Below are 23,159 nucleotides of genomic sequence, written 5' to 3' on the forward strand. Positions count from 1 at the left end.
CGTCCGCCACCCTGTTGATAAGCTATGTAGCGGGAATTTGCTACCGCAGTATCAATTAATACCTGCTTGACTTGGTCTCCTGACCAATCCGGGTGTCTTTGACGCAGAATGGCTGCAGCACCGGAAACATGTGGTGTAGCCATTGAGGTTCCATTGGCACTAGTGTAGTAATCGTTAACAGCGGTACCCATAGTAGTTCCTGCAGCACGAGCAGCCACGATTGCTACTCCTGGTGCTGTAATCTCAGGTTTAACATTAAAATTATTGAGAACCGGACCGCGGTTCGAGAAACTAGCCAATAATTCGTCCGAGGATTTGTCAACTGCTCCAACCGTCAATGCTTTTTCGGCCGACCCTGGCGTTGCGACAGTTCCTTTAGCTGGACCTGCATTACCGGCCGCGATAACAAATAATGTGTTGCTTGTATTACTCAAATTGTTGACCGCTTGACTCAATGGATCTGTTCCATCACTCGCATCACCACCAAGGCTCATACTGACGACATCGGCCTTTTCCTGTACCGCCCATTGCATTCCATCGATGATCGCAGACATAGGACCTGAACCATCATTGCCAAGCACCTTTCCAATTAGAAGTTTTGCACCTGGTGCTACGCCCTTATATTTACCGCCGGAAGCTGCGCCTGATCCCGCGATAGTCGAAGCAACATGCGTACCATGCCCGAAGTGATCGACATAATCTTGACCATCTATGAAGCTCTTTGTTTTTAAAATAGCATCTTTTACATCAGGATGATTTGGATCGATCCCAGTGTCCAAGATAGCAACTTTCTCTCCTGTACCATCATAACCAGCCGCCCATGCTGTAGGCGCGCCAATTTGTGGAACACTCTTGTCCAGCGTCACATGCACCGGTTTGTCAAGCCACAACTTGTTTATGCCCTCGGCAAGTTTCGGTGCGGTCGCAGCTTTGGCACTGTCATCGTCTACCGCTTCCCAGAACTTCGCCGACTTCGACTTGCTCTCCTTAAGCGATGCCCCATGAATGCTGTCCAACGTCATTTCCTTTTCTGATCCGGTTGGCACTGGAATACTATCAGCCGTCTCCTGTGAGCCTTGGTAAGTCGCGATCAACGGTATATCAGAGCGTTTAGCATCATCGTAGCCGTATTCAATCAATTTGGTGACATTGAACAGCTCGCGGTCAAGCGTATTAGTAGCTAAGTACGCCTGTGCCTGTGCCGGGATGACGTAAAGATCACCACCCACATTCATCGTGGTTATATCCACCGGGGTGCCGTCAGACGCTGGCTCGACTGTCGCACCCTGCGTGCCGTCGGCATAACGGTCTACCATCACAACCTCTCCCGTCACGAGTGTGACCTGGTGTGAGGCTACGACCGGATTGTGCTTCTCCGTCTCTTTAGCCTGGATATCCTGTGTTTTATTGGTATTTTCTTCATAAGCAAAGGTATTGCCAGTACTTGTTGCCAAAAGTGCCGTAGTAGCCAATCCTGCTGTCAATACATTAATCACTTTTTTGTTACTTCGTTTCTTCATTATGCCTCCCCATTTCCTAACTAAATAATAGATTAATATATTTGTAAAAATGTAAAAGCTTTGTGCTAATGACTTAACTTCACATTTCATACACTAATTTGACTAACAAAATCAAGAATAAAATTTCTCTACTAAACTAGTATCAATTAAGTTAGTTTATTGAATATTCAGAAATGTTAATATCCTAAGTCACATTATAGGACAAACCTTTACATGAGTGTATTGGGGAAATTGTCTATGTTCTTAATAGAGATTTTTATACATAAATCTACATGAATATAAGTTCCGATGTTGTATTTTGTAATATAAAACAGAAAATAGCGTTAAAATAATTAATTTTTTGTAGAAATTTGAATTATATTGAAACTTGATTTGGGGGATTTTAGAATTTTCACTGGAGAATGGCCTTTTAATTGTTTTGGAAATGGAACCATTCTTTTAAATATAGCTTTATTAGTCCGTTACAAGAAACGTAAAAAGGCTACGCCCAAAAAATTAAAATGTACCCTCTGTAAAGGACATAAGAAAAAGTTTATTCAACACAAAGAAGATGGTTTCTATATTCTGTTATTATCCCCTTATAGTAGACAGTCAAAAGAAAGTTACTGTACTGTTTATTTTGAAAAGGATTTTTTATGGGGAAAAACAGAAGAACTTTTTCGGTTAATTTTAAAATGAAGGCTATTGAAATGTACTTACATAGAGGTACTTATTCAGTAATTGGCAGGTGGATCAAGTTTAGGGAGTTCCTAGTTTTTTATGCTTTTTAAAGCCTTGCTGGACAAGAGCTGGCAATCATGAAATTGATTCAAGTAGTTTAATTATAAAAATCTTTATCAAACATAGAAACATAGAAAAAAAGCTATCGAAATCCTACTTTTCTAGGAAAGATAGCTTTTCATTTAATCTAATTGAAATATTTAAGGGCTTCTTAACGTTATTGTTTTACCGTTACTGTTTTAGACACTGTTGTAATTTTGAAACCGTCTTTTGTAACGATATCAGCAGAGATCGAATACGTTCCATTTGGAAGGTCAAGTTCAGGTAACCATGCTGCTCTAAGTGTATGTTCATTTTTCACATCCCACGAATCAACCAATTTACCACTTGAATCTTTTACATTAATCGTCCAGTCTACTCTATTATGTGCAAAGCTTACAATTTTTGCTGGATTTTTTTCGTTAATATTTGTAGAATTTAAAAGCGCGAATGTTTGAACGACCATACCTTGAGTATTATAGCTTTGATCTCCCCACGTAGTCCAAGATACATTCCCTGCATAATCAACACCTAAAATAACAATACCTTTCGGTTCTGTAGGAACTATGACAGATTTTTGCTCAAGTCCTAATGAATAAGATTTTCCATTAACAAAAACAACAGCAGAATTAAAGTCACTTGCATTATCTGTCGCATTGAAGGAAACTTGATATTTTCCGTTCGTTGGCGTTACTGTAATATCTGAAACTTTCGGAGCGACAGAATCTACTATCATTGGCATTTTAACAGTCTGTGGTCTAGCATTTGTATAATCTAACGTTGTTTTGATTACATATTGGTATACACCGTCAGGAACATAATTTCCAGACTGGTCTTTCATATCCCATTGATATACGTTAGTTCCATAATCACCAACCATCATAATGTTTTTATGAAATTTCCATGGTTGTCCATTTCCAGTCATTTCACTATAATCGCCTAAATATCTAAGTTGTTTTCCAGTTGAATCTTCAATAGATATTTCAGCTTTTGCTAAATTACGTAAGGCTTGGAATGAACCATAAATACCAATATCTACATAGTTTGGCGAGTAAGCAATATGGTTAAGATCGAAACCATTTCCATTGTATCCTAAAGGAGATCCTTCTGAATCATCATTCCAAAGTGCCGTATATCCGACAAATGCATCATTATCCCATGCTGGAGCATCGATATTACGAGGCTCATCCCATTTTCCATAGAAGCCCATATAAGGAATAGATAATGGTACAGCTTTATCTTGATCCTTCGCTACCGGTACAAGACGAACAAATCCTTCTACAAAATTATTTTTCTTTAAAGAATCTGGTAAAGATACATTAACAGTCAACATTTTGTTTTGACCTGGTTTGATTTTAACTAGTGCTCCTGATCTGTCTGTTACGATCTTATCATTGACAGTCACAGTTGCCCCTTTAATTTGCTCGCTCGATAAGCTTAAATAATCTTTTGAATCTAATTGTCCATCGCCATCAAAATCAAATTGCTTCGTTTCCGTCTTATCTTTCAATAAATCTACATAAACATTGTATTCAATATCATCACTATTATTTTTACCTTTAGGAGCGTCGAATGCTTCCATGTTTAATTTAAAGCTTGTATTTTGGCCGATTTCCTTTAATGCAACCGCACCGGCTGATTCTAAAGGAGCGTTTCTATTTGTCACAACGACTGGCGTATTAATTGAATTTTGAATTTGCATTAATCCAGATCCTTGTACACGTGGTGAATATGGAACTTCACTGTTTGTTCTTGGATCCATGACAACTTTAGCTGTATTCATTAACGCAATCTTTGCTTTTAAAACTGTATCTTCTGAATGTGTTAATCCTTTTTGATAAAGTGACTGCAATAACAATGCTGAACCGCCTGCAACATGTGGAGTTGCCATGGATGTACCGCTCATCACTTCATATTCATTTCCTGGTATAGTAGAATAAATATTCCCTCCAGGAGCCGAAAGTTCCGGTTTAAAATCTAATGTAGGCGTAGTACCCATTGATGAAAAATAGGACATATTGTCTTTCACTGGGTTGTCTACCCAAGCATCACCTGTATATTTCATACTTAAATATTGACCGCTTGGCATACTACTCATTTTACTTAACAATGCTTGTCCAACAGCTTTACTTATTGAAGCCGTTGGTGTTGCAGTTGGCGTTGCTGGAAGAGTAGCATAATCATAATTTATAGATCCTGTAGGTGGTATCATAATAATAGCCTTAGCTCCTGCACTCTTTGCTGTAAATTGAATGCTTGAAACAGTACTATACCAATTTAGTAATTTAACAACAGCAATGTAGCCAGTTTTGCCCTTAGGATAATCTGTTGCTTTAACTCCTTCACCTACGTATACCATATCGTAGTTTGTATCTGGTAATAGATTCTTAGAAACTTTAAAATTATAAGATGGAGCGAATTGATCTTGGTCTTTGAATGGTATCGATAGACCATTTCCATCTGAGATTGCATTCATATGAATTTTACTATTTTCATAGGAAGCAACTGATACAGCAAAAGGACTTACTCCTGGCGAACCAACAGTCCCGATATCAGGATCTTCTGCATATGGTCTTAAAGAAGATTTAGAGAGATTATTCATTGTACTGTATCCTGAATTTCCAGCTGCTACAACAACAAGTGTACCCTGTTCTGTCGCCATTCTGATCTCTTTTTGAATCGGATCATAATCTTCGTCTACAGTGCCTGCATCTGTACCTAAACTCATGTTAATAACATCTGCACCCATTGTGACAGCATGCTCCATACCTGCGATAATATCATCTTCCATAGCACCGCCGCCGTTATCTGAAAATACTTTTTCAGCTAAAAGTTGCACACCTGGTGCAATACCAGCCACTCCACCCTTCGTTTCGTCACCGTTTGCTCCAACTATACCAGAAACGTGTGTACCATGCGGACTACCTTTTGCACCGGGAATAACATCTGTATCATTGTCTGCCCAGTCATATCCCGTTGGAACTTTATCAGAATACCATTTTTCATTTACGCCTGTCTCTGCAAATTTTTGTTGAATATTATCTTGATTCCACTTTTCTTTTGCTTTTGCTTCATCAGATAATGTCAAATCTTTATGCGTATAATCAATCCCTGAATCAATAACCCCTACAAGTAATCCTTCGCCTTTATAACCGTATTGTTCCCATACTTTTTGAGCTTGTACTAATTCCTTACTTGCCGCCATCGATTCCGTGTAAGTTCTAGCAATATGAACATGTTTCACCCCAGGAATAGATTGGATATCTTTCATATTTTTATATTGAGTTTCAACACTAAATCCGTTAAACCCTTGATAATAGCGATGCTTTAATTTGACAGAATCATTGGATTTAGATTTTTTTTCTTTTGAGATTTGCTCGATTACATCGTCTTGCTTTTGTTTAAATGAAGCTATTTTACTATCGGGTGTTGTTTGCACATCTTCTGCCGGTTGATCAACCTCTACAATTAAATGAACAAGCTCATCTGGTTTAAAGCTTTTTATTTGATTATCTTTTTTAACATCTTTATAAATTGGTTTTACTTGATCTGTTGCAATATTATGCTTAACAACTACCGGTGCAACTTGCTCTGTTGGTTCACTTGGATCGTCAATACTTTCAGCGAAAGCTGTAAGAGATGTAAATAATAATGAGGTTAAAGCTGCAGTGCTCATTACCTTAAATGCATTAATTTTACTTTTCTTCATTAAGATAGCCCCTTTTTCTATTTTCTATTAAATAAAACTTTCGAGCATTAATCCTCTAAGTTTTTATTTTCTAATATCAATCTTTTAGTTTGATGTTTGAGAGATTAGTGACTTTTTATTTAGAATAGTTAGAAAAATATTTCTATTTCACATTTTACTAGTAAAGAACTTTGTTGTGTATTGGGGTAATAAGGAAGTATTTGTCTAACAAGTTTCGAATCTACTTTTGTCTAATTCTGTCGATTAATCGTTAGAATAAAACGAATATATAGATATTTTCGTCTATTAACTCGAAAAATGTATTATTTTATGTAAAAAACGTTTAATCTTTTAAAAAAATACTGACTAAATTTGGGGAATTTTGCAATATATTAGAATATTTTAACGAATTATTTCTAGTAATCTATTTTTAAAAAGAATAATATTAAGCCATTTTAATAAAACTAACAGTACAAAATCACCTGCAAGTAATGTATTAAATATTTATAATTAAGTGTTTTTATATATCGTCTCACATTTTAAAGTATGAATCACTGGAGCGATCAAAAGAAGGAATAGTAGTTCAGGAGTAACCGGAGCGAGATAAAGAAGGATTCAAAGTACCGGAGAGTCATCGGAAAGAGCAAAAAAAGTACCAGCATTACTTCTCATAAACGAAAAAGCATTCCAAAAGAAGATCAGTTGATAATAACAGATACACATGAAGCGATAGTTTCTAAAGACATAGAATCATTGATCATTAATGAAGTTAACCCACAGTCCTCTTAATATATATTATCATTAGAAGGCTACGTACGAAGTTCATTTGATAGTGATTTAATTCTAAATTTATAAAAAATAAAAAACACTCGTATTGTGTAGTGACCCCATAAAGTAGGCTGGTTACTTCAATTAGGCAGCATGTTGGGCATGAACTCGGTATTTTACTGGGCTCATGCCTTTTCATTTTGCCTTAATACGTTTGCTATTGTAGTAATCTATATCTTCTTTTTTAAAAGATCCACTATTCCTTATTCAACATAATGGCAAATTAGTTGAACAAGAAAATTTTTTAGAACTACTTTACGAGGGGGTAATTAGTCTTATTACACATAAAAAAGGTCAATTTTTGAGAAATTAAACATAAATTACTGAAAAAAGTGAACAGAAGACTGTACTTAAGTGAGGTTGACTCTAGCTCAATTTTTAAAAATTGATTATTAAAAAGAAGAATTTTTTATATTGGAGGTGTAAAATGAATTTTGAACAAATGGAGCATGTTGTCACTGTCGCAAATGAAGAGTCGATTACAAAAGCTGCAGATAAACTATTTATAACTACTTCTGGGTTGAGTAAATCAATTACTCAATTAGAAGATGAGCTAGGAATTAAAATTTTTAATCGTTCAAAAAGAAGCATTGTTCCTACTATTGATGGTAAAATAGTTATTTCAACAGCAAATTCTATATTAATGAGATTAACAAAAATAAGAATGAAAAGCATTTAAAAATTGCTACAACAGCTGGATTAAATTATTACCTTCAGAACACAATCTTAAAATATAAATTAGCGCATAATGATATTACTTTTGATTTAGGAGAGGTAGATAGAGAGAATATTATAGAAGCTATTATAAAAGAAGAATATGACTTTGCAATTAAATTAGCTACTTTAAAAAGCTTAAACGATCTAAAAAATATATCTTATAAACAAATATGTACTAGTCATTATTGTATTGGAGTTGGAAGAAGTTCACCATTTTATTCATTGGAATATGTAACTCTAAATGATCTAAAGGATGTGAAACCTGTAAATTATAAACTCTCAAATTTAGATTTAATATGTAAACTGTTTAAGATATCTCCAAAACAAATGTTTTTAAATACAAATAAAGCAAGTTTACTTATAGAGATAGTAAAAGATAGTGATGCAATTTTTATTGCACCAAAAATTGTATATGTAAATCATGAACTAATAATAAATGGAGATGTAAAAATGATTCCCATTAAAGAAAAAAATCAATTTTTCGAGATTGATTTATTGCTTATGTATTCTGAAGCAAAAGGTTTATCTAATTTAGCTTCAGATTTTATTAAAGATTTTTTAGAGTATATAGATGAATTTTGTAAGTAGAAAACTAAGTGTAACATTATTCAATATAATTTTAGCGATCATTTATTCTTCTAAATCTATTGGAACCACTTAAACAGTCGATCATGTTGTACAGCTAATGCGTACTTTAGTTGTACAAGAACTGAAAAGGATCTTCCGAGGAAGATTTTTTTTTGATGCAAAAAATAATTTACATATTATACATGGATACTTTTACTATTTCATCCTGCTGTCTTGCAACTTCGATTAATCGATCCAGTTCATTTTCTTTCTCTCAACTTTTTAAAGCAATCTGTCAAAGAGCGATGGCTTATACATTCTTCGGTTCTCAACTGCAACCTTTTCATTTTGACCAATTCCTTCTGGAACTTCTTGTTCTACAATACCGTACCAATCAATAACATCATCTGCTTCAACTCCCACTTAGACCGCTCAATTTCCTTAGCTTTTTCAAGTTCCCTTTGTCTTCTAATAATCTCATTTCTCATTTGATATGCAGTTAATCGACTACCTCTTCGTTTAGAGTCTAATGAAACGTTTGAAGCCAATGGCAGAATTTATTGTGGCCCATGCTATCAGTCCAAATAAGAGCTAAAATGATATAAAAAAAAGAGTCCTGATCTGATCAGGACTCCCGAAGCAAATTGAATTAAGGTGTTACTCCAAGTTCTCTTAAAATATCATCTAATCTTTTACTCTTCACATTATCTGCAGGTTTTGGCGTATTTTCTACATCTGGATTTACTTTTAAGTAGTTGGTTTTGACAAATCCGATGTCTGTTGCATTAACAATACCATCAAAGTTAATATCTGCTTCGCGATTATTTGTGCCCCAAGCTTTTTGAATCGCCAGTGCATCGTAAATGTCGATTACTTGGTCTTGGTTTACATCACCTGCTACTGCTTCTTTGTTGTCAATGTACATATATTGCCCATACCACACACCGTTGCGTAAGAAGCCAACTTTTTGATTTTTTTGTATCGTAATAAAGTGCCCGGGTAGGTGTACTTCTTTGGTAAATAGTTGATCGGTTAACGGAAGCTTAGTCACAATGAACTCTGGATTTAATCTGCTATTTATAGTTGCATCGTAGACTTTACCCATAGCATCGGAAAAGATTACTTTAGCCCCAGCTTGAACCCAATCTTTTTTATTCCAGGTTATAACTTGACCAGATACATACTTTCTAAAACCTTCTGCTGTAAGATAGCCAAATGCTTCAGAGAACGTAGGGGTGACGTTCCAAGAAAATGGTGCAAAGAAGAGATTGGTTGATGTGCCCACTTCATTCACATAAGAAACATTTGCATTAAACCCTGCTACTGTAGTGTAAGCAGTATCTTTCACCTTAATAGTTACGTCTACAGCAGGGATTTTGCCAGAAACTTCTTTCGTAGACGCTACATCTAGTTTGATCGATGGTTTTCCATTCGTATAGGTAACGGTTACTGTTCCTTCACCAAACTCACTTAATGCTGCATTGGGTTTTGCCTCAACCACTTCTAGTTGAGTGCCAAATTTAGGAACATAAGCAGAGTCTAACAAATTCCAAGTGGCTGACTTTAATTTTTGTACATTGTCCAGTGTGAGGGTAGTGGTAATCGTTCCCCCTAATGCGATCGATTTTTGTTTACTGGTTCCATAAGCAAATGGAGTACCTTCTTTAACAAAGTAGTAGGCTTTGCTTCCACCTATGTTCCCACCTCCATCAAATCCATCCATCTTAATGCTTAGGACCGGAGTTTTTTCATCCATCAGTATTTCTTCTTTCCATTTTCCCGCTGTGTCCATACGGACAGTGCTGGATACTGGACTGTTCCGGTACCACGAGAGCCAGTTTTTGGATTGGTCGACTGCCATCCCTGCTTGTTTTGCCGCTTCAATTTCTTTGTCATAGATTTGCACTTCAATTGGATAAGTAGTTTGACCTGGTTTGTACTCAAGAATCGGAGACTCTTGATCCAATGAGCTTGTAAAAGTAGGAAGATCAATATCTACTAATAGATCGAAGGATTTGGTAAGAACTTTGTCAGCCTCAGTAGTCGTAATCGTTTTCAGTTGGTATTGCCCCGGTTTTGCTTGTACTGTTTCTGTGGAGATTCCATCGGCTGTAAACGGATAGTAGTTTCCATTAAACATAACAAGTGAATAGTTTGTATCGATCTCTTTTCCAACCAGATTGAGTCGTCCAACGAAACCAAGCTCTTGCCCCGATTTCCGGTCTACTAAGATCATGTCCATGGTTTTCATCGGTGTTTTCAAGTTCATTAGCGAATTTACCGAAGAATGTTTATTATTAAATTTGCCATAGTGATCATAGCGATAGTAGGCTGGGGAAAGGATATTACTATCTCCGATATCCAGTGTTTTGAAGTTGTCTTCCGCTGTACGAACACTAAATGGAATCCGATATTGCTCGGTTTGATCCTCTTGGTTGGTCACTAAGAGGTAACCTTCGTAAATTCCTTCAACAGCAGCTTTAGGTACCTCGATGGTAACATGTAGACTTTCGGTAGAAGCTGGATCCACTGTTATGGTTGGGTGGAATTTCACTTGTACCTGGTTGGCTACGGCATCTAGGCTACTTTTCACCGCTTGGAACTGAACGTTCAAATTGAAATTCTTTACTTTATCAGTTAGGTTTTGAAATTTCAACTTTTTGGTAACGCTAAGATCTTCACCTGCATAATGAGTGCCAAACGCAATGCCACCTGTTTTTTCTTTGATAGTAGTGATTACATCAGCGTTAGGAACTAGGGTCGTATCCTGTACTTGAATCTTCATCCCCGTATGAACGGCTTGATAAGGATCTACGCGTCCTGCTCCCACTTCAAATACACTGTAGGAACCATTCAGTGGATCAGCCGTGTTCATCATGATTGTTTTTACATCTTCAGGCTGTAACTTTGGATTGACTTGTAATAAGAGTGCTGCTACACCAGCCGCATTTGGCGTCGCCATGGAAGTACCTGAGAGACGAGCATATGAATATTTGTAATCGGTTGGTGCGTCATGGTTCCCTATGTAAGCGGGTACAGAAGACAATACACTGACTCCAGGAGCGGTGACTTCTGGCTTTATGTCATAGGTTCTTTTGGCTGGTCCACGAGAACTGAAGTCAGCTAGGGTGTCCCCTTGTGTTTTGGTTACAGTTAAATTACTAAATGTGAAGGACTTATTTCCTGCAGTTAGTTGCTCCTTCACCTTGAGTCCATCCTCTTGAGTAAGAGAGAAAGTAGGAATAAAGTTTTGATCTTCTCCCAAGTAAGTAGGAATATGGCCAGGTTCGTTGTTATACATTAAGACAGCCGCCGCGCCATGTTGTTTCGCAAACTTCACTTTATCTGTAAATGCATATGTTCCCCGAGCTACGAAAGCGATTTTGCCATTCACATCTTTGCCCGTGTAATTCGCGTTACCACCAAGACCTACGTCTACTAGATCTAAACTTTTTCCTTCTAGAGTAGATAGGTTATCAGTGAAGGAATTCGCCATGTTACGCAGTTCCATCCCACTGAGTGTTCCGATCGCCCCTTTCATGGACGAATGAGAAATGGATACATCACTAGCTCCAACGGTGAGAGCGAGTGCAGCAGCTCCAGGAGAGCCGAGAGTGTAAGAGTTAAGTCCTGAGTTACCCGCAGCCACCACGGCAGTGACACCGCTTAATACCGCATAGTTCACGGCTGTACTCGTTGGATAGTATGGATCGTTAATTCCTGCTCCTAAGGAAATGTTAATGACATCCATGCCATCGGCAACGGCTCTATCGATCCCCGCCATTACGGCTTCCGAAGTACCGCTACCATATGGTCCAAGGACACGGTACACATAGAGGTCAGCATCTGGAGCTACTCCTTTTACAGAGACTTCACTATCGTTTTTGGCTTGACCGACGATGATTCCAGATACGTGAGTCCCATGCTCCGTGTAGTAGGAGATTCCGCTATTGAATTCCGGGTCAACTGACTTTTTCCAATCTGCGTAGGTGGTTTCCATCGGATCGTTGTCATTATCGACAAAGTCATAGCCACCTTTGAAGGCATCTTTTAAATCGGGATGATTGTAGTCGACCCCTGTATCGATGACCCCTACTTTTACGCCTTTCCCTGTGATTCCTTCTGCATGAAGCTTGTCTACTCCTACAAAGGGAACACTAGCCGCTTGCGTTGAAGCGTTATTAGATTCTTCCTGTGCGATGGAAGGGGGCTCTACCGTAAAGGTGATATTTTTGTGTACGGATTGGACCACTTCCGATTTCATCAACTCCTCTACTTGGTTCGCAGCAAGGGTAAGAGCCACCCCGTTATAAGAAGTTTTGTAGGAACGAGTGATTTTATAAGAAGGTTCTGCACTTTTGACTTCTGAAGAAGAACTGGCAGCAGGTAAGATTTTTTCCAGATCACTTTGGAATGTGGAATGTTCTTGATCTACCTGTTCGTTGGCTTCTTGTTTGGTTACTTTTTTGCCTTTCAGAGCGGCCTCTAATACAGCTACTTTTCCTGGCTTGGACTTAAATTGTACGATTACAGAAATGTCTTTGTCTGATTTCAGATCTTCATCTGAAAATCCCTGCAAGCCATAATTTTCTGTCATCTCAAGTTGGTTTAAGGCCGCTTGTTGTTCTGGGGTGAGCGATGCTAAGATTTGTTCTGCTGATTTACCAGCTGCACCCGAAACATGTCCGATCCCAAACTGGACGGATGGGAAAAGTAAACCCAATGATAAAGCAATGGCAGTTGAAGTTTTCGATGTTTTGCTATACAAACGATATTTTCTCTCTTTCATAGGCTCCCTCTTTCTTGCTAAGAATTTGTAAAGATCGTAACGAAATTATTGAAGCATAAGCGTAAAAAGCGATAGAACTGAGAAAGTGCGCTTTAACAATTTTGATTTCAACAAAATTCCTCCTACATTTTTCAATTTGGCATTAGAGCCATCTTGCCCGAAAATATTATTTCTTCTATATCACATCCCCTCCCCTTTTGTCTGAAAATTATTATAATTCAAAATTATTACAATTCACATTGTACCTACTCCTTAAAACAGCGTCAATTGGGGGATTTCCATGTTATTCCATTGACCCATTCATCTAAAAATATTTTAAACACGTGTCAATAAAGCACGAAAACCTGTGAAAAATAGCATATTTTCAAGGTGGATGGGTGAAATTTTGTAATAAATTATCAAATTATGAACATTTTGACCTTGGGGGAAAGACTGAAAATTTAAATCATTCTATCAATTCTTACGATTTTATAGAATCAAATCGATAGATAATCTTATTAGCAAGGGCCTCGAAGCCATAACAAAACCATTGAAACTTTACGAAATAAAAAGCTAGAGTATGTATATCTCTATACTGAAAGTGTCCTAACAAAAGATGATCTCATGGAATATCGAGAATTAACAGACAATAAAATTAATGAACTTCAAATCGAAAAAGCTCAACTAGATGAAAAATTGAAGGAATGCGAAAACGAGAATTACGCAATTAATATCGGCAAAAAGCTAAAAGATGTACTAGACTTAAATGAATTAACACCTGCTATCCTCCATTCACTGGTTGAGAAGATTACTTGTTAAAATGATGGAACCGTCCATATTGAATATAGCCTTGTTAATCCGTTACAAGAAACGTAAAAAGGCAACGCCCAGAAAATGGGTTAGTTGCCTTCCTTTAAAATGAGTTGCGCCACACACTCCACGTGTGCGGAGTGTATTTGGCAACCATTTGGATGTTGGTGAGTATTATTCTTCTTTTACTTTGCAATACTTTATTTTTTACTTTTCTTTCCTATACATTTCACAGTGTTTATTTTCCATTGACAATTAGGTTGATGACAAAACTTTTACAAAGCTAATTATAAATTAAAGTCTTCTTGCATAGGATTAAACCAGATTAAAAACTTAATACAGGATCGTTTTGTTCAATTTATTTTATAAGAATTGAAGGGGGAAACAAATGATAAAAAAAGCCGTTATTCCCGCTGCTGGATATGGAACACGTTTTTTACCTGCGACAAAGGCTCAACCTAAAGAAATGTTGCCGATTGTAGATAAACCAACTATACAATACATCATCGAAGAAGCTGTTATGTCAGGAATAGAAGACATCATTATCGTAACAGGTAGAAATAAACGAGCGATTGAGGATCATTTTGATAAATCATTAGAATTAGAGCTTTTATTAGAAAACTTTGGAAACATAAATACACTTAAAGTTATTCAAGATATCTCAACACTTGCGGATATTCACTATGTTCGTCAAAAAGAGCCATTAGGACTTGGCCATGCCATTTTATGTGCAAAAAAATTTATTGGAAATGAACCATTCGCTGTGTTGCTAGGCGATGACATTATAGATAGTAAAACGCCTGCATTAGAGCAAATGATTTATAAATATAATGAAGTACAATCAAGTATTCTTGGTTGTAAGGAAGTTCCACTACAAGATGTAAACAAATATGGCATCGTAAATTATTCCAAGTTCAATAAAGAAATATTTAAAGTTAAAGGTCTTGTGGAAAAACCAACTGTGGAATCTACTCCTTCTTCACAAGCCATTGTTGGGAGGTATATTTTAACTCCAACAATTTTTGAAATGCTAGAACAAATCAAACCAGATTCGAAGGGAGAATATCAATTAACAGAAGCCATTGATTTATTACTTACAAAAGAACCAATCTTTTCTTATTTAATACAAGGAAATCGATATGATATAGGTGACAAATTTGGCTTTTTACAAGCATCGATTGATTTTGCTTTAAAGAGAACCGAACTTAAAAAACCGCTTGAAAAATATTTAAAAGAATTGGTATTAAAAGATGATAAATTAAGTGTCTCTAAAAAAAATAAATCTACTTATAAATTTTAAACTAAAAAGGAGTGCAAAAAATGCACTCCTTTTTTACATTCAATTATATTACTTTAGAATATTGTATACCTACATAAACTACTACTTGATGATTTTCCCCATCATTTTCGAGAAATAAGTACTCGCTATTTTCTTGTTTTTTTCCATCAACTAACCATGTTGGTCCATCTTGGTTTTCGCCACAAAAAACCTCAATTGAATAGACCGAATCACCATATCTGTAATCAATACTAAATGAGTCCCACTCTATAGGAACACAAGGTTGTATATATAAACGGTTTCCTCTACACTTGATTCCCAGAATATATTCTAGACCTGCTTGGTACATCCAACCAGAAGCACCTGTATACCATGACCAACCTCCACGTCCTTCATGTGGATTTGCTGTGTAGACATCGGCCGACATTACATATGGTTCATTTCCATATGTTTTAATATCACGAATATTTTTTGTATGTGAGATTGGGTTTAAAATAGAGAACAGATCAAATGCCTTATCACGACGATCTAAGATTGCCCAAGCTACAATTCCCCAAATAACTCCATGAGTATATTGCCCACCATTTTCTCGAATTCCAGGTGGGTAGCCTTGTATATACCCCGGACTTGGATATGTTTTATCAAATGCTTTTGTTAGTAAACGTGCCAGATTCAAATCTCGATCTACAAGTTCACGATCAAATGAGCGCATTGCTCTTTCCTGACGATCGATTGGTGTCCCGTTAGCAATAACTGACCAAGACTGGGCAATAGCATCAATTCGACACTCTGTATTCTCCATTGAGCCAAGCCATGTTCCTGCGTCAGTAAATGCACGGCGGAACCAAGTACCATCCCAAGCATTTTTATTCATGTTTATTTCCAATTGAGCTACTTCATGTTCAAATTGCTTTACGATATCTTGTGAAAGGATACCCTCTTCAAATTTCAAAAACCTCTTTAAAATATCTAATAAAAACCAACCTAGCCACACACTTTCCCCACGTCCCTTAGCACCAATCCTACTCATTCCATCATTCCAGTCACCTATTCCCATTAATGGAATACCATGTTCACCAAACTTCAAAGAATGTTTAATCGCGCGTAGACAATGTTCTAGCACTGACCCCTTCTCATCAGACACAACAGTATCCTCATAGCGCTCCAATTCTCCTTCTTTTAGCACTTCACTATACAAAAATGGTACCTCTTTTTGGAGAATTTCTAGGTCTTCTGTCTGTTCTATGTAACGTGAAACAGCATATGGTAGCCATAGTAAATCGTCAGAAAACATCGTTCGAATTCCTTTGTGAGTTTCTTCATGCCACCAATGTTGAACATCACCTTCAAGGTACTGATGCGCTGCGTTTATAAGTATTTGGTTTTTTAATATTGTCGAATCAACATGTAAAAAGGCTAGTGAATCTTGCAATTGATCCCTATAACCAAATGCGCCTCCTGCCTGATAAAAAGCAGTGCGAGCCCATAATCGGCAACTAAGTGCTTGGTACAGAAGCCACCCATTCATCATTATATCCATCGCTCGATCAGGTGTTTTAACTTTCACTTGTCCAAGAGTACTCTCCCAGTACTTTTTAACGTTTGAAATTGTTTCTTCATACGCAGAAGGCCTTCCGTATTGCTGTGCTAGTGAACACGCTTCTTGTTTGGAAGCTGCACAACCAAGCAATATGCTAATCGTCACTTCTTCGTTAGCTGGAAGTTCGATAACAGTTTGTACGGCCCCACAAGAATTTGAAAACACACCAGTTTTCTTGTTAAGTGTTTCTTCTAATAATGCTGTTGGACACTCTAATGTATTGCCCCGCCCAATAAATTCTGTACGGTCACTCGTCCAAGAATACGTATGATGAGATTTCGCTATCGTTTCTGGAAGCGCAATATGTATAAAACCAATCGCGTCACGAAACTTTTCTTGGTACTTGTTTTGTGCAAGTAGTGTACTATTCTCTAAATTCCATTCTGTAACAATGAATGGTGCTTGAGCCTCTCTAAGTACCCCTAGAACCCATTCAGCATAATACGTTATGGCTATCTTCTTTAATTCATCACTTTTATTAAATAATCGAAGTCTAATAATTTTCAACGGATCATCTAACGGAACTGTTGTATCCATAGTAGAAACTACATCTCCATCAAGTTGTTCGAAACTACTATATCCCCTACCATGTATAACCTTATATGTTCGATCACCACCCGCAGGTTTTTGAGTAGCTGACCAAACTTGATTTGTTCCAAGATCTCTTATATAAAGACATTCACCAGGAGGATCGAGGACCGGATCATTATTCCAAGGCGTAAGTTTACATTCACGGGAATTTCGCCACCAACTATATCCAGTACCTAATTCAGTTAATAAGCATCCAAATCTTGGATTAGAAATTACATTACTCCATGGTCTAGGTAAATGCTCATCGTTTTTTACAATCATTTGATACGCATGGCCATCATCGATAAAACTACCCCTACCATTAAAAAATTCACCAATAGGGATACTAATCGCTTGCTTCTCGTGTTGTATTTGTTTTGAAACCTTGATTTTCCGTAATGGATGCAAATCTTTTTCTAATAGACGTAATTGTGCACGTAAACTTGGCCCTCCAGCTTTCAATACTACTCGGGCAACAGCTAAGAGTAAATTTCTTTCATCCTCTGACAACTGGGTTGACTTCAATACAACAATTCGATTCATGTGATAGATTCCACGAGAAATAAGATTTTCATTTAAAGTCCTCATGAACTGATCTTGATAATTGCCAATTGTCTCATCTAATACCACTAAATCAATAGCTAACCCCATCTTCACTAAATATTGATGCTGACAAGCTAAAAGAGTAACAAAGGGCAAATCAGACTCTTTTTTGATGGAAACTAAAATAATTGGCGTGTCCCCACTAATACCAAGAGGCCATAAGGAAGATTGTCCCAATGTATTGTGTGAAATTGCCTCACTACGAATTTTTGTTAACGGTGGGTTAAATAGAAGTCTTCCCGCCAACACATTTGCATCAGTAGCTTGCTTAGGTGTTAAATTCAAATGTCTAAGATCAATTTGTGATCGTACCCAAGCCAAGTGGAATGCTCGATCAACTTGTTTAGAATCACTAAAGCGCTGTACAATTTCAAGCGCTTGTTCATGACTTTTTGTAACACCAGTAACAAAATAAATAGTAGCGGTCTCATTAGTTCCCAATTGTAATGAACGCCTCATTGAAAACGCCGGATCAACAACGGAACCAGTTGAACCTTTTAGATGTGAGTAAATACCTTTTGGTGTTTCAAGAGTATTACCGCGACCTATAAATTCTGCCCGATCTGTTTCAAATTCGTAATCTCCTTTCTCACGTCCATCTACAAAAATTGTGTGAACTGCCCAGATTTCATCCTCCTCATCCTCTCGTGGACGACGCTTAGCTAGCAAACATTGTGCATTTTTATCGAAGCTAGTTTCAATAAAAAGCTTACTAAATGCTGGGTGTGCACTATCTGCAGACTGACTTGCTAGCGCTAATTCTAAGAAAGATGTTACTTCTAATGTACGATTTTCACTACTGTTGTTAACTATTTGAAGTCGTCGTATTTCTGCGTCAACCTCAGAAGATATCGTCAAATCAAGTTTATAAGATATCCCTTCTTTTGTTCCTTCATAAGTAGTTTTGTCAAAACGAAATTGTGTTTTCATATCCATCGTTGTCTCAAACGGGAAACCTGATGTACTCCAAGTTTCTTCAGAGTTGACATCATGAATAAAAATAATTGGCCCAGAAGTTCCTGATACAGGATCTTCTTTCCATCTTGTGACAGCTAACCCATTCCATAAAATCATGCCTGTTCCATCGTTCGCGTTTACACTAGTTAATTGTCCATTTGACAAAACATTAACCTCTGGAATGGAGCTCGGCCCAGTAAATGTACGTTCAGTGTCATCCAAATTACCATCAAATTCAGGAGCTTTTGCATCAACTCCAATTGGTTTTTCAATTAATGCTGCTTTTACTGGCACTCTTTCTTGGAGTAGCAAGTCCGCTGCACAAACTCGTGGATCATGATGGAATCGGTTTACCATTATATCATCAGTCAATAAATTGACAAGGGTTAACATGCTCATACCTTGATGATGCGCCATAAAGCTTTGTATTACTTTATAATCTTGCCCCTTAGGCATTCTAGCTTTTGTAAAATCAACAGCTTCATAAAAGCCATATTCACCTTTTGCACCATATTCTTTAAATTTTTGAAGTGCCAAAAGAGCATCATCACCTGCATATGGAATAGCCATAATGGTTGCATAAGGTGCTAACACCAGATTTCGCTCTAAACCTCGTTCAAGTCCAAGCCCTGGAACACCGAATGCACGATATTGATAATTTAATTGATAATCAAACGCGTAATATCCGCTTTCTGATATACCAAACGGGAGTTGATATTTATCTGCATATTGACGTTGACGATCAATAGCTCCTCGATAAGTTGATTCCCAAATGGTATTTTTAAATGTCCGCATAATCAAGCTTGGCATCATGTACTCAAACATTGTTCCCGACCAAGACAGTAGTGTCTTTTTCTTATTAAAAATTGTCATAGTACGAGCAAGTGTAAACCAGTGAGAAACAGGAATTTGACCAAGTGCAATTCCTACGAAACTAGCCTGCCTAGCTTCTGAAGCAAGTAAATCGTATAGAATCGTATCTTTATGATTTGAGTCAACGTGATAACCAAGGCTAAACAAGCGTTCATCATTGTTATATAAGGATCTGAAATCTGTCAGTTCAATGAGTTGATTAATTTCAATAATAATATTTTCAATACGAGATTGAAATTCTTCTTCTCTTTTTTTCCATTCTATTAGTCCCTGTCTTACTACCATCATATAAGCAATAAAGTTTCCTGAATCAACAGTGGAAACATATCGAGGAGAAAGCGGCTTTGCAGAGCATGTATCATACCAGTTAAGCAGATGTCCATTCCATTTTTCCATATTAGAAATGGTTTTCATAGATAATTCGATTCGATCAAGCATTTTAGATGTATCAATAAAATCTAAATCACGTGCGGCTACAACACAAGTTAAATATAGTCCAATATTTGTTGGTGATGTTCGATGGGCAACGGTTTCATTTGATAGATACTGTACATTATCAGGTGGTAGCCAAGATTCTTCTGATGTAACATATTTTTCATAGAACGACCAAATTTGAAATGCTAATTCCTTTAATTCAGCACGTGCTTTATCCAACCAAACTCTACTTTCAACTTTTAACGGCCGATTTAATTGCTGTATGATTGGCCTTGCTAAAAACCACATAATTAGTTCCACAGTACCAAATATGTAATTTAAAGTACCTTTGGAAAACCATGCCAATAGACCAAACAATATAATTACTGCATATCCAATAGACTCGTACATAAAGACTCTTTTTGTAGCAGGATTGTTACTAATCTGAGCAAATGTGACCCACTCTAGCAAATTTCGTCGGCTAATGTATATCCGGTAAAGAGTTCGTAAAGTAGCATCTACTACAAGAACCGATGTAAACGGCAATGTTACAAATTTAACCAGATTCTGCATAAAATTAATCTTTATTGCACGAATGCTTCCTCTCCCAATTGCACCTTGTAAAAGTGAAAAAAGAAAGGGAAGAAAAACAGTTAAAAGTACGATTGTTTCCCAAATCCAAGCTTTACCCGGTAATACACTAAATCCTAGTAAGGCAATTAGTAAAAGAGCTGGTGAAAGTAGACTGCGGCGCAAATTATCAATAATGTGCCAACGTGTTAATCCACATAAATCAACTCGTTTATTCTCACCATTACGATCTACACAATTTTTTCCTAACCATTTGATAAGTTGCCAATCTCCTCGGATCCATCTATGCTCTCGACGTTGGAATGAATAAAAGGAACTAGGATACGACTCAACAACTTCAATATCAGAAGTTAGTCCTGCTCTAAGAAACCCACCCTCTAGTAGATCATGACTAAGTACCTGATTATCCGGTATCCGATTTACCAAGGTTTTTTGAAATGATTCTACATCAATAATACCTTTACCCACAAAAATTGCATGACCAAACAAATCTTGGTATACGTTTGATACGGCAAAAGAATACGGGTCAATTCCTGGCTCCCCTGCCCATAAAGAAGTAAAGCGTGACTTTTGTGTTGAGTCAAAACTCACGCCTACTCGTGGTTGTAATAAGCCGAAACCTTCAATTACGCGTGTTTCATCTGTATTTAATCGTGGTCGATTATACGGGTAATGAATGGTACCAGCCATTCGGCCAACAACACCAATTGGTAATTGGGTATCTTGGTCTATTGTAAATACATATCGAATCTTCCTTAATATATCTTTATCTCCATGAATTGTTGTAAAACTAGAATTGTCACTACCAGTCAATAACTCAACAAACTCTACTATTTTTCCACGTTTCCTCTCCCATCCCATATAAAGATTGTCTGTTGGATTGTAAAGTCGGGATCTGTGAAATAAGAAAAATTTATCTTCCCCATATTCCTTACACAATGCATCGATCCTTGAAGTAACATATGTCAATAGTTCATGATCTTCAGCTTTTGATTCAGTCAACGCATCTGTAAAATCACCTAAAATACCGAAATAAATATTATTTTGACGATTTGCAAGATAATGAACCAAAAGTTGATCCACTACTTCATCTACTTCTTTGGTGTTTGACCATATAACTGGAATAACGACCATTGTACTAGCATCTTCCGGAAGTTCTTCTGAATAATCAAACCTTAAAAGTTTTACAGTGCGACTATATCGACAAATTAATTTATGGGCAATCGTTATAGCCCACTCACTAACAGGTAATACAAGAGCTACTATTATCGCTATCCACGATAAAGGTCGAAAGAATCCCCCAGCTGTTATCCATCCACCAGAGAGAACCAATATTCCAATAAACAATAAAGCTACAGTTGATAAATACAAATACAATGGTTGTTTTTGTAAAGATATTTGTGGAAGAATACGTGGTCTAGTTTTCTTCAAAAGTGCTTTACGTATTTCTATGTTTCCTTGGGCATCAAACAAATAATAATCAATATAAGCCTTTCTTGGCATTACATTTGTTTGATCCGGCTCTACTATTTTCGATTTGGCCAGATGTAGTGCTGTCTCAGCTACTAACATTTCTGGTACTTTTAACTGGTTTGCAATCTCTGCAACACGTCCACGAATTATGTCTCGACTGTCTAAATCTAAACTTTTATAATCGATAGTTGATGGATCAGAGAGTAAAAATTGTTCTAGATGTGAAATTTTTGTAAATGTTAATCTCCATGGCTGTCGCTCTAACTTATGTAAGCTTTGAACTAAATTCCCACAACTTACTTGCAAGTCTGCTTGCAATTGGTTCTCAAGCGAAACAATCTGCTCAAGGCTAAATTCACTATTCTCTATGTGAGCTGCAAGCCAGTCATGAACGATATGCATATTTGGTTCCAATTCGCTCAAATGTCGCACTAAATGTACAATTTCAATTGGACCAAACGGTTTTTTACGTGCTTCTCTATCCAATAAAATTCGAATTTTATCGTCTGATAACTTTGTTATTTTTTCAAGAATTGAAGTAATAGAATCACATATTTCGTGACGACGTTGTACTTCAACCATCGCTCCAGACAAACGGCGTATTAAAGTAACTCGCATAGCACTTGGCAAAGCCCAGCATTCTAGATCTTTTAGAACAGATACCTCTTGGTAGGCTTTTATATACCCTTCAAATGAGTTGACCTCATATCGACCACCCACATGCTCTAAGTAATCATTGCAAAGTGCATATATTCTTGGCATCCCAGTAGAATTTAATTTTGGTAGTTTATGTAGTGTTTCCCGTGGCAGCTTACTTAACACTTCTTGAGCTTGAGTCTCTATAAAATTAATGTGATCTAGGAGCCAGTCTACCGCTGGTTGCCTACAATTCACTTTATTGTTACTCAGTTTTTCTGCAAACGTATGTAGATTAGCCATATCTTTTTGAAATCCTGGCCAATAACGAACAATTAAAAAATTGTTCACAAAAATTTCCTGAGTTAAAGCAAACTCACGTCCTCTTTCTTTTAATTGTTCATTACTAAGTATCATATAAACCTCCTATGTAACCCGAAAAATAGTCCATAGTGGTAAATATCCCCTTAATCTTACTTTTTTATTTATGAAAATTAAACTTTTGG

The 23,159-nt window shown here is 36.9% G+C and carries 9 protein-coding genes and 1 pseudogene; 5 read left to right on the top strand and 5 right to left on the bottom strand.

Features of this window, described 5'->3' with window-relative positions; translation table 11 throughout:
* Positions 1–1,520 (bottom strand): S8 family peptidase (locus CN946_RS09700; protein ID WP_176547278.1); only part of this gene is annotated, 1,520 nt, incomplete at its 3' end.
* A 635-nt stretch (positions 1,521–2,155) separates the two neighbouring features.
* Between CN946_RS09700 and CN946_RS24095 the strand changes: the two are divergent.
* Positions 2,156–2,257 (top strand): annotated as a pseudogene (locus tag CN946_RS24095) (transposase); the annotation flags it as partial.
* Positions 2,258–2,457: 200 nt separating this feature from the next.
* On the opposite strand, the gene CN946_RS09710 reads toward CN946_RS24095, so the two are convergent.
* The gene (locus tag CN946_RS09710) at positions 2,458–5,988 is read right to left on the bottom strand and encodes a S8 family serine peptidase (protein ID WP_098860942.1); all 3,531 of its coding nucleotides are present in this window, start codon (positions 5,986–5,988) and stop codon (positions 2,458–2,460) included.
* Positions 5,989–7,222: 1,234 nt separating this feature from the next.
* Between CN946_RS09710 and CN946_RS09715 the strand changes: the two genes are divergently transcribed.
* Both CN946_RS09715 and CN946_RS09720 read left to right on the top strand, forming a co-directional pair.
* A complete protein-coding gene (locus CN946_RS09715; RefSeq protein ID WP_098860943.1) occupies positions 7,223–7,474 on the top strand; it encodes a LysR family transcriptional regulator in 252 nt (83 codons plus the stop codon).
* 44 nt (positions 7,475–7,518) lie between these two features.
* Positions 7,519–8,100 (top strand): LysR family transcriptional regulator substrate-binding protein, encoded by a 582-nt coding sequence (locus CN946_RS09720; protein ID WP_286133893.1) that lies wholly within the window; start codon positions 7,519–7,521, stop codon positions 8,098–8,100.
* Between the two features lie 261 nt (positions 8,101–8,361).
* Here CN946_RS09720 and CN946_RS23440 read toward each other — a convergent pair whose 3' ends face one another.
* Positions 8,362–8,502, bottom strand: coding sequence for a hypothetical protein (locus CN946_RS23440; protein WP_176547280.1), 141 nt, complete (start codon positions 8,500–8,502; stop codon positions 8,362–8,364).
* Between the two features lie 226 nt (positions 8,503–8,728).
* Complete coding sequence (locus CN946_RS09725) at positions 8,729–12,868, bottom strand: S8 family serine peptidase (protein WP_098860945.1); 4,140 nt, start codon at positions 12,866–12,868, stop codon at positions 8,729–8,731.
* 603 nt (positions 12,869–13,471) lie between these two features.
* On the opposite strand from CN946_RS09725, the gene CN946_RS09730 reads away from it, so the two are divergent.
* Positions 13,472–13,666 carry a hypothetical protein gene (locus CN946_RS09730; protein ID WP_098860946.1) on the top strand — a complete coding sequence of 65 codons (195 nt, stop codon included), beginning with the start codon at positions 13,472–13,474 and terminating at the stop codon, positions 13,664–13,666.
* Positions 13,667–14,045: 379 nt separating this feature from the next.
* Positions 14,046–14,957 carry a UTP--glucose-1-phosphate uridylyltransferase GalU gene (galU, locus tag CN946_RS09735; protein ID WP_098860947.1) on the top strand — a complete coding sequence of 304 codons (912 nt, stop codon included), beginning with the start codon at positions 14,046–14,048 and terminating at the stop codon, positions 14,955–14,957.
* A gap of 43 nt (positions 14,958–15,000) precedes the next feature.
* On the opposite strand, the gene CN946_RS09740 is transcribed toward galU, so the two are convergent.
* On the bottom strand, positions 15,001–23,070 hold the full coding sequence (locus CN946_RS09740) for a glycoside hydrolase family 94 protein (protein WP_098860948.1): 8,070 nt from the start codon (positions 23,068–23,070) through the stop codon (positions 15,001–15,003).
* Positions 23,071–23,159: the final 89 nt, after the last annotated feature.

Source organism: Bacillus sp. AFS053548 (assembly GCF_002575105.1).
GTDB lineage: Bacteria > Bacillota > Bacilli > Bacillales > Bacillaceae_G > Gottfriedia.

Bases quoted from the DNA above. Each gene is read 5' to 3' on its own strand.
- CN946_RS09710 (WP_098860942.1), bottom strand. From the start codon at position 5,988: ATGAAGAAAAGTAAAATTAATGCATTTAAGGTAATGAGCACTGCAGCT.
- CN946_RS09715 (WP_098860943.1), top strand. From the start codon at position 7,223: ATGAATTTTGAACAAATGGAGCATGTTGTCACTGTCGCAAATGAAGAG.
- CN946_RS09725 (WP_098860945.1), bottom strand. From the start codon at position 12,868: ATGAAAGAGAGAAAATATCGTTTGTATAGCAAAACATCGAAAACTTCA.
- CN946_RS09730 (WP_098860946.1), top strand. From the start codon at position 13,472: ATGGAATATCGAGAATTAACAGACAATAAAATTAATGAACTTCAAATC.
- galU (WP_098860947.1), top strand. From the start codon at position 14,046: ATGATAAAAAAAGCCGTTATTCCCGCTGCTGGATATGGAACACGTTTT.
- CN946_RS09740 (WP_098860948.1), bottom strand. From the start codon at position 23,070: ATGATACTTAGTAATGAACAATTAAAAGAAAGAGGACGTGAGTTTGCT.